The following is a 14,493-nucleotide window of genomic DNA, read 5'->3' as shown; positions in this document are numbered from 1 at the left end:
ATCCACATTCAATATTTATTGGTCTACTGTTTTATAAATCATAGCGATGTTATCCTCTTACAAAACATATTTCCTTACATTTAATGAATATTTTTTTTAGCTTTTTAATGTGTGAGACATCCTCAATTTCTGGATGAAAAAAATTTATAACCAATCTCATAACTATAGAATACAAATTTATTATTATGGAATTAGCTCAAAAAGTTACTTTGAATAAATTAAACCCCGAGAAAGAAGTAAAAAAAAATTCTTTCCCCATAGTAGCCATTGGCGCATCAGCTGGAGGACTAGAAGCTTTTAGTATTTTACTTAAAAATCTACCGGTAGATACTGGCATGGCTTATATCTACGTTCAACACTTAAGTCCTAACCATAAAAGTTTACTCACCGTAATTCTTTCAAAGATTACTAAAATGAAAGTCCAGGAAATTGATAACATGGAAAAGATGGAACCAAACAATGTATATGTTATTCCACCCAATAAAGTACTCGAGGTAGTAGATGGTCATATTCAATTGTACCCACGCATCAATAAAAACAATCCAAATCTTTCTATAGACCTTCTTTTTTCCTCACTTGCTGAAACTCATAAATCAAAAGTGATTGGAGTCATACTTTCCGGTTATGCTAGTGATGGTATGATGGGTCTTAAAGCCATTAAAGATGCTGGTGGTATTACTTTTGCGCAAGACGAAACCGCTCAAGCCAGTAGTATGCCAAAGGCAGCAATTTCTTCGGGCGTAGTAGACTATATTTTATCTCCTTTGGAAATAGCCAACCAAATAGTTCGCCTTAGTAAAATAAAAGTAACGAAAAAGGTAAGCTCTGGAGAAGAGACCACTAAGCAAAAAACTCCTCTTAAAAATAACAATTACGATATAAATACTATTTTTGAACTTTTACTCAAGGAGACAGGCGTAGATTTTAGTCACTATAAAATGCCGACTATTAAGAGAAGAATTAGCCATAAAATGAATCAATATGGAATAAAATCGATACACGAATATGTAAAACTTTTAATTCAAAAAAATAACGAAATTGGAATTCTTTACACAGATTTACTAATAAATGTAACTAGTTTTTTTAGAGAAAAAGAAACTTTTCAATTTTTAAAAACTAATTTATTAACAAAAGTTTTAAAGAATAAGACGATTGATGAAACACTGCGAATATGGGTTCCAGCGTGTTCTACAGGTCAGGAAGCCTATTCCATTGCAATGATTATTGCCGAATTGCAAGAAGATAAAACGAATAAAATACCCATTCAAATTTTCGCCACTGATTTGAGCGAAGATGCCATTCGAGATGCCCGAATAGGAGAATATTCCCAAAGTGATATTGAATCCATTCCTAAAAAATATTTGACTCGATTTTTTACTAAAACGGGTGAAAATTACCGCATTGTTAGAGAGCTAAGAGAAATGTGCATCTTTGCTCCACACAATATTCTACGTGATCCTCCTTTTTCGCGAATGGATTTAGTAAGTTGCTGCAATCTTCTAATTTACTTTGATTCTGCTGCGCAAAAGAAAGTTTTTGCATCCTTACATTTTGCTTTGAATGACACTGGATATTTGATGCTTGGTAAAGCTGAAAGTGTAGGGACCACATCACAGCTTTTCACGTTAGTTAACAATAAATTTAAAATCTATTCTCGAAAAAATAATTTGGGAGTTCGAAAGATACTTGAATTAACACCACGTTTTACACGTACTTCTATGTCCAATAAAAAAGTAAACACTACCTCTAAGAACATAAGCGTCAATCAAGAAAGTATAGAGAATGCTATTGACTCTGAACTTCTTTCTAATTACATGCCAGCCTGCGCTGTAGTGAACAAAGAAATGGAAATACTCCAGTTTAGAGGCCCAGTCTCCTCCTATTTAGAGCATTCATCAGGTAAAGCAAGCCTTAATATATTAAAAATGGCCAAACCGGAATTTGCTTTTGAACTCCGTAATGCCATTAATAAAGTAATCGAAACAAAAAAAACTGTATCTAAATCAGGAATTGAAATCAAAATTGAATCCGTTTTAAGGTTGATGTCTTTTGAAGTAAGCCCACTTAAAATTGAGTGGGACGAACCGTTGCTTTTAATTGTTTTTAAACCACAAGAACAAGTAGAAAAAATTATTGAACCTGAAGCAGATGGAACAAACAATGCTAAACTCAAAGATTTAAAAATAAAAAAACTAACTGAGGAACTCAATACTACGCGTGCTGAAATGATAAACATCATTGAATCACAAGAAAATATTTATGAGGAATTACAGGCTGCTAATGAAGAAATTGTTTCCTCAAATGAAGAATTCCAAACTTTAAATGAAGAACTAGAAACCTCAAAGGAAGAAATTGAAGCTACTAACGAAGAACTTATTTCTACCAATCAGGAATTGCAAATGCGCCATGATTTATTAAAAGAATCACATGCCTATTCGGAAGCTATTATAGCCACCATTCATGAACCTATGCTTATTTTAAATAAGGATTTTCATGTTATATCCGCTAATAAATCTTTTTACAACAAATTTTTAGTAGATAAAGAAGATACCGAAGGAAAATTATTATTTGATTTGGGTGATAAACAATGGAACATTGCAAAACTTCGTGGAGTACTTAATGATATCCTTTCGAAAAATATTAGTTTTGAAAATTTTGAAGTAACCCATACTTTTTCTGGCATTGGAGAACGAATAATGCTTTTAAATGCGCATTTGATTGTTCAAAAGACAAATAGTACACCACTCATTCTTCTGGCTATTGAAGACATAACGGATCGTTACAGATACTATCTCAAAGAAAAATATTCTCTCAGTCTCATAGAAGCAAGCCTAGATCCGCTGACAACAATAAACAATGAAGGGAAGGTTACGGATATGAACAGCGCAACTGTAAATATCACGGGACTTTCACGAGAGCAACTTAAGGGAACTGATTTCTTTGGCTATTTTACAGAGCCTGAAAAAGCTCAAGCTATTTATAAGGAAGTCTTCGCAAAAGGATTTATCACTAATTCTCCGCTTAAACTCCGCCACAAAAGCGGCAAACTAACTGATGTTTTATTAAACGGTTCTGTGTACAAAGACGACCAAGCTAAAGTACTAGGAGTAGTCATTGTGGCAAGAGATGTAACGGATCAAAAAAGAATTGAAGCTGAATTAATAGAATCAAAAGTATTAGCAGAATTGGCTACCTTAACAGCTGAAGAAGCACAAGTCAAAGCTGAAGAAGCGACAAGAGCTGCCGAAGATGCTGTGAAAGCAAAACAACAATTCCTTTCTAATATGAGCCATGAGATTCGGACGCCGATGAATGCAATTATTGGATTTACCAGAGTGCTCTTAAAAACAGAACTAACGACTAAACAAATAGAATACTTGAGTGCCATACAATTAAGTGGTGATACTTTGATCGCATTAATAAACGATATTCTTAATTTAGCAAAAGTAGATGCTGGAAAAATGATTTTCGAAAAAAAATCATTCGAAATGGCCGTTTCAATAGCTTCTATGCTTCAATTATTTGAAACTAAAATTCAAGAAAAAAATTTAAAACTTGTCACTAAGTTTGACAAAAAAATACCTGAAGTTCTTTTAGGAGACTCCATTCGATTGCATCAGATTATTTTAAATCTAGTGAGCAACGCTGTTAAATTTACTGCTCAAGGCACTATTGTGTTTAGTACCAATCTATTGTTTGAAGATGCTGATAAAGTAATAGTTGAATTTGTAATTGACGACAGTGGAATTGGTATTCCTGAAGACAATATCGATTTAATTTTTGAAAATTTTCAACAAGCTAGCAATGGATCTTCTGGTCATTATGGAGGAACGGGTTTAGGATTAGCCATTGTGAAACAATTGGTAACATCACAAGGAGGTAGTATTCGCGTCAAAAGTAAAATAAATGAAGGCTCTACGTTTAGTTTCACTTTACCTTTTCAGAAAACAAAAGAGGATACTGAGACTGAAACCGATTTAATTGAATCTAACACTGTAGTAAACAATATAAAAGTTTTGGTTGTGGAAGACATGCCACTTAATCAATTATTGATGAAAACAATATTGGCTGATTTTGGTTTTGATTGTGAAATTGCCGCTAATGGTAAAATAGCTATCGAAAAACTGGAAAAAAAATCATACGATATTATCTTAATGGACCTTCAAATGCCTTTAATGAATGGCTTTGAAGCTACAAAACACATTCGAGAAATCATGAAATTAGATATCCCTATTATTGCAATAACGGCTGATGTTACAACGGTAGATTTGGGAAAATGTAAAGCTGTTGCTATGAATGATTATCTCGCTAAGCCCATAGATGAAAAATTATTGTATTCCAAAATTGTCGAACTGATATAATAAATTCCATATACTTTATTCAATAAATTTAGAATATTATAGTGAACTTTTTAATAAAAATGTTAATTATATTCCTAAACAATCCTCTTTTATACTGAAGTGTGAATGATATAACTTTTATTAACAATTGTATAACACTTGCAAGTGAAAATCAAAATATATTTGTAATATAATTGGTGTACGGTAAAAGTCATACTAGTTAATTTAAAGGTTCGCTTATAAACCAGTCGGTTTTTTAAAAAACTTTTAAAAAAAGTATTAATCTTAAAATTAAAAATCATGAATCTTAAAAGAATCTTTGGGGCGTTATTAACAGCTCTTGGAATAGGTGGTCTTATCTACACAGCAGTTATTTTTGCTGGAACTTCAGGTGGAACGACAGATGTTAAATCGTTAATCATATATGGAATATTAGGAATTATTTTCTTTATATCTGGAATTAGCTTAGTTCGTACAACAAAAGACGAATCATAATTGTAATTCTTTTACAAAATATAGGATTCAGAGTAAAATCTAGTATCGGACTACAATTAAACTTTACTATAATTTGAGTGGGACTCATAAAATGAATCTTTTAGATTAGTATTTTTTAAGTAAAACCAGGTAAAATATTTATTTGTAGGAAACAGAATTAAAGACAGAATGAAACAGACTCTTTTTCGTTAGAAAAAGGGTTAAAGAATAGGTATTAATTTGCATTCAATACTAATAATTTCAAGACAATAAACACGTCCTCTCTGGTTTCTAATCAGAGAGGATTTTATTTTCATGTCAATCCTATTTTTTTTTATTTCAGTACAGCCTTTATTATCAATAAATAATGTAAACTCCTATTTTTAGTAATGCGATCCATTTTATTAAGGCCCTAAGAAATATCTTATTTATCGGTAAAAACCAACTTAATTAGTACCAGACAAAAGAAAAGGATTTATTATTTATGAAAAATATTGTTCACTTATAGTCTAAAGACTTGTAAAAATGTTAAGCTCTTACCAAAGAAACAATAGGCCAAATTACCATAACAATTTTAAAAAATCATACCAGATTTAAAGATCATTTTCCTCTAGAAAATGAAGTAAAACACCACTACTCCATTAGTTTTTTATGTTGCTACCTGTGAATATTGCAAATCCTTTCTAATATTCTGTAATGAATTTGGGGTTCTAAAGAACGAACTTTACCATATTGAATTGAATTGCTGTCTAAAACCGTTAGCACATGAAAAATAGTATCAATAAAGCCGATAAAACAATAGTTTTGCAAGAAGCGAAAGGAATTTTGGACGAATCGGACCTCAAACCTAAAAAAGAATATCGGAATATTTTTATAGAGGAACTAAAAGAGATTTACTTTTCAGAAAAAGCATTACTAATTTCTATTCCCATATTGATAAAAAATGCGGCTACCGAAGAATTAGCTTCTGCACTCCAAGTGCACCTACAATTTACAGAGGAACATATTAAGCGTCTTGAAGATTTTTTTAATTCAATAGGTGAAGCAAATATTATTTTGAAATATGAAGCAATGTATTGCTTATCCTCACCACAAAAACCATAAACAAAATACAATTAATAATACTAAATAAATAAAAAAATGGCTATTCAAACTGTTAATCCTTACACAAATAAAGTCGAGAGTACCTTTGATGAGATGACTGAAAAAACTGTTGATTTGCTGATTACTCAATCCGCAAAAACATTCACTTCTTGGAAAGAAACGAGCTACGAGGAACGTGCTCAAATATTGCATAAAGTAGCTGCTTTAATGCGAGAGAAAAAAGAACATTTAGCTACACTAATAACTACCGAAATGGGCAAACTAATTGCTCAATCTGAAGGTGAAATTTTGCTAAGTGCTGCTATTTTTGATTATTATGCTACTAATGCAAAGACCTTTTTGGCTGACAAGCCCCTGGAACCTGAAAATGGAAGCGCTTACATTAAATCCAGTCCGATAGGCGTGATATTAGGTGTCGAGCCATGGAATTTTCCTTTCTACCAAGTAGCGAGATTTGCCGCTCCTAACCTAATGGTAGGAAACACTGTCCTTGTAAAACATGCCTCCATGGTACCACAATGCGCACTTGCAATTGAAGAATTATTTAAGGAAGCTGGTGCACCTAATGGAATTTATACTAATTTGTTTATTTCTGGAAAACGAGCATCAGCTTTGGTTTCTGATAAAAGAATAAAAGGAGTTTCACTAACAGGAAGTGAAGCGGCCGGAGCTAGTATTGCAGCAGAAGCTGGAAGCTATCTAAAAAAATCAGTTTTAGAATTGGGTGGTAGTGATGCTTTCATAATTCTTGAAGATGCTGATATTGATAAAACTGTGGAATGGGCAGTGGTTGGTAGAATTAACAACAATGGTCAAAGTTGTGTTGCGTCCAAAAGATTCATCGCCGTAGAAGCTATAGCGGATGAATTTATTGAAAAATTTAAAGAAAAGCTATCAAACTTAATTGTTGGAGATCCGATGGATACGAAAACAGAATTAGGACCAATGAGCAGCGAAGAAGCCGCAGTCACTATCATTGACCAAATAAGAAGATCCGTTGATGCAGGAGCAACTATTTTATTGGGAGGAACACGTGCTGATTTGCCGGGAGCTTTTGTGCAACCAACCATTTTAACCGATTTAAAACCAGAAATACCTGCTTATTACGAAGAGATATTCGGCCCAGTTGCCTCTTTTTATCGAGTGAAAGATGAATCAGCTGCTATTATTTTAGCCAATGATTCTGATTTTGGACTTGGTTGCTCCATTTTCACCAAAGACATAGAACGAGCAGAAAAAATGGCTAATCAAATTGATGCTGGAATGGTATTTATCAATCATCCCACTTGGACGCAGGCTGATTTACCATTTGGAGGTACAAAAGGGTCCGGTTACGGAAGAGAATTATCGGAATTAGGAATTCAAGAATTTGTCAATAAGAAACTGATCCGTATCAGCGGTCTTTCAGATCCTTTGTAGATTAAATTAGACTAAAATAGAAATTTATTTTGTTAGGCAGCATTGTTTCTAATTTGCCAGATTGGCGCAACGGCATCAAGAACATAGGGGTTTTCCAATCTTCCGCCTATGACCAACGAAGTGGTACACGAGCTTGATACCCGTTAATTAGAATGATATAAAAATGTTGCCTAACTAAATTTTAATCTTTAGTGTAATCAATAATTTCACTTAAAATTACCTTTAAACAAAAAGTATAATTAGATAACGCTTCTTCGTTTGTAAAAGTAAAATCATTTTCTAACGAAATGACGTCTAATTATTAGTTTAGATTTTTAAAAAAGCTTTTTATCTACAATATTTTTAAAGCTAAAGAACATGTTACAAGACCACAATGTTATTTTAACCGGTATTTATAATTTATAATTTACGAAATATAAGTACCTTTATATCAATAATTTATAAACAAAAATCATGGATAAATTTAAATTATTTACACCAAAAAAATGGGGTTCCATCGACCTTAAAAACAGCATAGTAATGGCGCCCATGACAAGATGCAGAGCGATAGAAAATATTCCCAATGAACTAATGGCTAAATATTATCAGCAACGTTCTGCTGCAGGACTAATTATAACCGAAGGAACCTCTCCATCTCCAAATGGATTAGGATACGCAAGAATTCCAGGTGTTTTTAATGCTGAACAAGTTGAAGGGTGGAAAAAAACCACAAGTATTGTCCATAAAAATGGAGGGAAAATAATTGTTCAACTCATGCATTCCGGAAGAATCAGTCATCCACTGAATATGCCCAAAGGCACGCAAATATTTGCACCTTCGCAAGTCAAGGCAGCTGGCCAAATGTGGACAGATGCAAATGGTTTACAAGATTTTGTAGTTCCAAATGAAATGACTCTTCAAGATATTTTACATGCTAAAACTGAATATATTTCTGCTTCGGAGAATGCTCTTTTTGCAGGATTTGATGGTGTCGAATTACATGCTGCCAATGGATATTTATTAGAAGAATTTCTTTCACCTGTAAGCAATATTCGAACAGATGAGTATGGAGGAAACATAGAAAACCGTTGTAAGTTTGTGATAGAAGTAGTTGCCGCCGTAGCGAAAGCCATCGGAAAAGAAAAAACCGGAATTCGACTTTCTCCTTATGGTGTAGCTAGTGATATGCCACATTATCCTGAAATTGAGGCTACCTACGATTATTTATCCAAAGAGCTTAACAAACTTGATATTGCACACATCCATCTTGTAGATCATTCCGCTATGGGTGCTCCTGAAGTTCCTTTGGAAATCAAAAAATTAATTCGTCATAACTTCAAGAATACTTTAATTACCTGTGGTGGTTATACTAAAGAAAGTGCAGAATCAGCTCTGGAATCTGGACTTACGGATCTAGTTGCTTTTGGAAGACCTTTTATCAATAATCCAGATTTAGTAGAAAGATTTCAGAACAATTGGCCTTTATTTCAAGATCTTGATATGGATTTGTTTTATACTGCTGATGAAAAAGGATATACTGATTATCCAGTTTATAAAATCTAATTCCACTCTATTTTTTTCGCTTTTTAACAACTCATTTAAAATCAAAGTATAAATGAAAGATATATCTCAATTGCTAGCTTTATTAGGAGACGAAAAAGACGTGTTGCTAACTCACGTTTGTAAGACAATTGCAAAAGAGCAACTTCATTTGCCGAAATCATCTCACTTAGATTCCGTTTTTTTAGATAGCAATCGAAATGCACAAACCATTCGGAGTTTGAAACAACTATACCATCACGGCCGACTTTCGAATACGGGTTATCTTTCAATTTTGCCGGTAGATCAGGGAGTAGAACATACAGCAGGAAGTTCATTTGCTCCAAATCCTATCTATTTTGATCCAGAAAAAATAATAAAGTTAGCGATTGAAGCGGGATGCAATGCAGTTGCTTCAACAATGGGCGGTCTTGCAATGCTTTCTAGAAAATATGCCCATAAAATTCCGTTTGTGGTAAAAATAAATCATAATGAACTATTGACTTATCCTAATAAATTTAACCAAATCATGTTTGGGAGTGTTCGAGATGCCTGGAATATGGGAGCTGTAGCTGTAGGCGCAACAATTTACTTTGGCTCAGCCGAATCTGATAGGCAAATAATTGAAGTTGCAAAGGCTTTTGAAGAAGCGCATACTTTAGGAATGGCAACTATTCTTTGGTGTTATTCAAGAAATGATGCATTTATAAAAGAAGGAATCGATTATAACACTGCGGCAGACATCACCGGTCAAGCCAATTATTTAGGGGTTTCAATTCAGGCAGACATCATCAAGCAAAAATTACCAACTAATAATGGAGGTTTTAGTTCTATACATTTTGCCAAAACAAATCCGGAAATGTACACGAAGTTAAGCAGTTCAAATCCAATAGATTTATGCCGTTATCAAGTAATCAATTGTTTTTCCGGCCGAATTGGGTTGATTAATTCAGGAGGCGAATCTAAAGGTGAATCTGATTTGGCGGAAGCTATAAAAACAGCATTAATAAATAAAAGAGGCGGTGGAGCCGGAATGATTATGGGAAGAAAAGCTTTTCAAAGACCGTTCCATGAAGGTGTTGAGCTCATACATGCCGTTCAAGAAATTTACTTAGCCAAAGAAGTCTCAATTGCGTAAGTCATTTTTAGGTTAAAACGTATATAATCACCACTGAAATTATTTCTAGATAAGCAAAAATCTACATGTAAATGTATACTTCTAAATCTACTAAAATTGCAATTCGAAGTAGTTTGTTTCTATTTAAATTACTGTTTAACAAATAATTAATAAATTAAAAGTGTGAAAAATGTAACTAATTCTTATAATCTTATAATACTTTTTTAAAGCAATAAAGAGATCTTTGTAACAAGCACTTCTTGGATAAAACATAAACATGTTTTTAGTTTTACTTGGAAGTTTAAAACAAATTATTTTACAACATAAGAATAATCAAATAAAATTTAGAAAACATGAAAATTCAAATTGGAATTACAGAAGCACATTTAAAAAACAGCATTTCAATCCTATCCTCCATTTTAGCAAATGAAATGACTTTATACATTAAAGTAAGAAAATTTCATTGGAACGTATCCGGTCAAAGTTTCATGGAACTCCATAAGTTATTTGAAGGTCAATATACACAACTCGAAGTATCAATCGACGAAACTGCGGAGCGAATAAGCAAATTAGGTGGAAAGACTATTGGAACAATGAAAGAGTTTTCCGAATTAACGATAATCAAGGAATCTCCAAATCAATATCCTGCGCAAAAGGAAATGCTTAAAGAATTATTAGAAGATCATGAAACACTGATTGTTCAATTGCGAAAAGATGTGGATGCAAGTGCAGATGATAATAAAGATGCAGGAACAGCTGATTTCCTTACAGGTTTGATGCAAGATCATGAAACCATGGCATGGACATTACGTAGGTATTTAGAATAATTTAGTAACGATTAAGTACGAATAAAATGGAAAGTAGAGAATCAGAGGTTTATTTAGTTTCAAGAAGTAATTGCAGAGTAGGAGCGATTACCCCTAAAAGAGATGTTGAAGAAATTAAAAAAACTAAAGAAACGGACCCTAAACAGTAGCATTTTATAAGTAGTAAAAATACTAAGCACGTATTATTATTTTAGTATTTCATAAAATAACTACTTCGTTTATTTGAATAAGCAGAACCATTTAAAAACTTTTTTCAAAACGGTCTCCCAGAGCGGTTCAATGAAAATCATTTTTTTAAATGGTTTTATTTTGTTTTTTAATTAAGGTCAAAAAGCAAGTATCCTAATAGTCTTGAAACCCTAAGTATACCTGCATAAATGTGGGAAATATACAAAATATTACAATAGTTCTATAACATATAACATCCTAATCTTGATGACCTTTGTAGGGAATAATTTAACATAAATAAAATGAAAAAAATCCTATTAGTATGTACTTGCTTAGCATTTACATTTATCGCAAAAGCGCAAACTGAGGACAAGAAATGGAACATTGGTCTTCATAGTGGTGTGACACAGTATCAAGGTGATTTAGGAAATAATTTTTATAAAACTGATAAAGCATTTTACGGTTTTGGAGGTATTTCAGTTTCTCGATACTTAGGTCGTTATTTTGATTTGAACTTTTTAGCTTCAAAAGGAACAATTGGATACAACGATGGAACAGTAAGAAGTTTCAAAAGTGACTTCAACTCTGTAGCATTAAATTTAAGATTTAATATGACGGGTCCAGAATCTGTAGTTAGACCTTATGCTTTTGCAGGAGTTGGTGCTATTTTATTTGACAATGACGTAAACTTTGATCAAGATAGAATTGATTACGCATTGCCTACTGCCGGTGGTGGATTAAATTTTAGATTGAGCGATGTAATTACACTTAATTTACAAGAAACGTTCAGTTTTTCTAACAAAGACAGAAGAGACGGTGTTAATGATAATGGTAAAAAAGATGCTTACCTTTCTCACATGGCTGGTTTGACTTTCAATTTAGGAGAGAAAAAAGATGCTGATAATGATGGTGTTGCTGATCGTAAGGATACGTGCCCTGATACTCCAGCAGGTGTAGTCGTTGATGAAAATGGTTGTCCATTAGACAGAGATAAAGATGGTGTTGCTGATTATTTAGACACTTGTCCTGATGTTGCAGGAACTGCACTATTGAATGGTTGTCCTGATTCAGATAATGATGGAGTAGCTGACATTAATGATAAATGTCCTGATACTAAACCTGGAACAAAAGTTGACGCAACAGGTTGTCCGATGGATAATGACAAAGATGGAATACCAAATGACATAGATCGTTGTCCTGATGCTGCAGGACCTGCAAGTTTAAATGGTTGTCCTGATACTGATGGAGATGGTGTAGCTGATATGGATGACCGTTGTCCTACTGTTAAAGGTACTATGGAAAACAAAGGGTGTCCAGAAATTACAAAACAAGATGTTGAAAGAATTACGTACTTAGGAAGTAAAATATTCTTTGAAAACAATAGCGACAAATTAAAAGTTGGTTCATTAGTACAATTAGATGAATTAGTAGGTCTAATTAATAAATACGATGCGTCAAACTTAGTTATCGAAGGACACGCAGATAGTAATGGTAGTGATGCTTTTAATTTAGAATTATCTCAAAGACGTACTGAATCTGTTAAAAAATATTTGATGGAGAAAGGAATTACTGGATCAAGATTAACAGCAGTTGGATACGGAGAAAGCAAACCTATTGCAACAAATGCAACGGCTATTGGACGTGCAAAAAACAGAAGAGTAGAGTTGAAAATGACTTACGAAAAATAAGAAGATAAGGCTGGGTTTTGGTTTGGTTAGTTGAGGGCTGTTGGAAACAACAGCCCTCTTTTTTTGTTTAATTATTAGATACTTAGAAATATAATGCAAAAATAAAAGAGCCTCTTGCGTTCTATTTCCCTAATTAAAGAGTAGCTTTTTATTATAAACTGTATTTAGGAGTGCCCTATTTGTCACCTGTTTCTAATTAATTTTAAATTTCAAAGACTTTTATCTACGAAAAACGTGTGAATTATATAACTTTTTAATAAATTTATATAATAAAAAAAGAGATCAAATAACTGAACTTTAGATAATTATAAATATATTAATTATCATTTAATGTTAAACCACGTAGCATTGAATAATCCAAGAAACAAATTATGATAACAACGAAAAAAAAATTGGGTATTTGGATGGATCATTCCTTTGCTCATCTAATGGAATTTACCTCCAAACATTTTGAGATTGAAACTATTGAATCAGAATTTGAATTAAAAGATAACAACAGCCATTTGCTCAAGCCCGCCAATTTAATGCAGGACAAAGAAAAAAAAAACTGTACGACTATTATAAGAAAATTGGAGAAACAATAAAAGATTACAAAAGAGTCATCCTCTTTGGACCAACCGACGCAAAAATTGAACTCTTTGATCTCTTGAGTGAAGATGAGCGCTTTCTAAAAATTAAATTTGAAATTAAACACACGGATAAGATGACTGTAAATCAGCAGCACAATTTTGTCAAACAATATTTTTCTGGCGTTTAATAAGAAGTTAGAACTATTTAATGTCGTACTATAAAATGAGTGAAATAATATTTAACATAGGAGTCATATAAGCATTAAACCTTAAATGACCTTATTGTTGTTTAAGTTATATAAGCCTAACAAATGAAAATTAAATGACTTATATGGTAAAAAAAATGTACCATTGTTTTATTCTTATTGCTTATACCAATCACTTAAAATAAAAATAAAAACAAAATAAATTGTACATAATATGAAATCAAAAAGTATCGGTATCATCCTGATCATCTTAGGAATAATAATGGTGTTGTACAACAGCTTTAATTTTACAACCACTGAAAAAGTAGTAGATATAGGCCCAATAGAAATCAACAAAGAAGTAAATCATCCCATGGCCTGGTCACCAATAATTGGCATTGTACTTGCCGTAGGAGGAGTTGTATTGTTAGGGACTGGCACTACCAAAAAAGCATAAAATTTAAAGAAGATATTGTTCAGTTATATGTGAATAATACAACATTTAAAAATATTTATATAACCTATTTTGCTTTTTGTTCAATTATTTTTGTAAGATAAAATAACTTAAATTAATTAATTATGCCAATTCAATTAAAATCCAACATTAAAAAATTGTTATTAGCGGCAGCAGCTTTACTCTTGATTGTTTCATTTTCTTCTTGTGGAAAAAATGTAGCCTTTCAAAACTCCTCTATAGTTCCTGCAGCAGAAGGGAATGTAAGTGTCAAAAAAGATGGTAATAAAAATTATTCTATCAAAATAAAAATAACAAATTTAGCAGAAGTAAACAGATTACAGCCTGCAAAAAATGTCTATGTAGTTTGGATGGAAACAGAAGAAGCGCTTGTTAAAAACATTGGACAAATAAAAAGTGATAGTGGTTTTATATCCTCAAAACTTAAAGCTAGTTTTGAAACTGTTACTTCATTTGAACCATCAAAAATATTTATTACAGCTGAGGATCAACCAGATGCACAAACTCCTGGAATGCAACTTATCCTGTCCACAAACAGATTTTAGTTTTATCTAGAATTTTATAACATAAGGGTTAGTACTCTTTTTAAATCAAAGATTTCGAATTGTC

At 32.5% G+C, this 14,493-nt stretch carries 11 protein-coding genes; all 11 read left to right on the top strand.

The genetic code is table 11. The features are described from left to right. The first annotated feature begins 185 nt into the window (after positions 1-185). The 11 genes from BLS90_RS06115 (at position 186) to BLS90_RS06065 (ending at position 14,429) form a co-directional block, all read left to right on the top strand. Positions 186-4,361 (top strand): CheR family methyltransferase, encoded by a 4,176-nt coding sequence (locus tag BLS90_RS06115; RefSeq protein WP_091256462.1) that lies wholly within the window; start codon positions 186-188, stop codon positions 4,359-4,361. A gap of 279 nt (positions 4,362-4,640) precedes the next feature. Further along, the gene (locus tag BLS90_RS06110; RefSeq protein WP_091256460.1) at positions 4,641-4,835 is read left to right on the top strand and encodes a hypothetical protein; all 195 of its coding nucleotides are present in this window, start codon (positions 4,641-4,643) and stop codon (positions 4,833-4,835) included. A 744-nt stretch (positions 4,836-5,579) separates the two neighbouring features. Beyond that, on the top strand, positions 5,580-5,918 hold the full coding sequence (locus BLS90_RS06105; RefSeq protein ID WP_091256458.1) for a DUF892 family protein: 339 nt from the start codon (positions 5,580-5,582) through the stop codon (positions 5,916-5,918). 36 nt (positions 5,919-5,954) lie between these two features. After that, positions 5,955-7,337 (top strand): NAD-dependent succinate-semialdehyde dehydrogenase, encoded by a 1,383-nt coding sequence (locus BLS90_RS06100; RefSeq protein WP_091256455.1) that lies wholly within the window; start codon positions 5,955-5,957, stop codon positions 7,335-7,337. Between the two features lie 453 nt (positions 7,338-7,790). Continuing rightward, complete coding sequence (locus tag BLS90_RS06095) at positions 7,791-8,879, top strand: alkene reductase (protein ID WP_091256452.1); 1,089 nt, start codon at positions 7,791-7,793, stop codon at positions 8,877-8,879. Between the two features lie 52 nt (positions 8,880-8,931). Further along, the gene (locus BLS90_RS06090; protein WP_091256450.1) at positions 8,932-9,993 is read left to right on the top strand and encodes a class I fructose-bisphosphate aldolase; all 1,062 of its coding nucleotides are present in this window, start codon (positions 8,932-8,934) and stop codon (positions 9,991-9,993) included. 332 nt (positions 9,994-10,325) lie between these two features. After that, entirely contained in the window at positions 10,326-10,799 is a 474-nt protein-coding gene (locus BLS90_RS06085; RefSeq protein ID WP_175455438.1) for a Dps family protein, read from the top strand. A gap of 470 nt (positions 10,800-11,269) precedes the next feature. Further along, positions 11,270-12,655 (top strand): OmpA family protein, encoded by a 1,386-nt coding sequence (locus BLS90_RS17300; RefSeq protein WP_091256447.1) that lies wholly within the window; start codon positions 11,270-11,272, stop codon positions 12,653-12,655. A 371-nt stretch (positions 12,656-13,026) separates the two neighbouring features. Further along, a complete protein-coding gene (locus BLS90_RS17070) occupies positions 13,027-13,239 on the top strand; it encodes a hypothetical protein (protein WP_245705052.1) in 213 nt (70 codons plus the stop codon). Positions 13,240-13,644: 405 nt separating this feature from the next. Next, positions 13,645-13,866: a hypothetical protein gene (locus BLS90_RS06070; protein WP_091256445.1), complete on the top strand. Its 222-nt coding sequence runs from the start codon at positions 13,645-13,647 to the stop codon at positions 13,864-13,866. A 122-nt stretch (positions 13,867-13,988) separates the two neighbouring features. After that, positions 13,989-14,429, top strand: coding sequence for a hypothetical protein (locus BLS90_RS06065; RefSeq protein ID WP_091256443.1), 441 nt, complete (start codon positions 13,989-13,991; stop codon positions 14,427-14,429). Positions 14,430-14,493: the final 64 nt, after the last annotated feature.

It is taken from the genome of Flavobacterium omnivorum, assembly GCF_900099915.1.
GTDB lineage: Bacteria > Bacteroidota > Bacteroidia > Flavobacteriales > Flavobacteriaceae > Flavobacterium > Flavobacterium omnivorum.
Note: the sequence above shows the minus strand (reverse complement) of the source record. Positions and strands in the feature narration are given on the sequence as shown.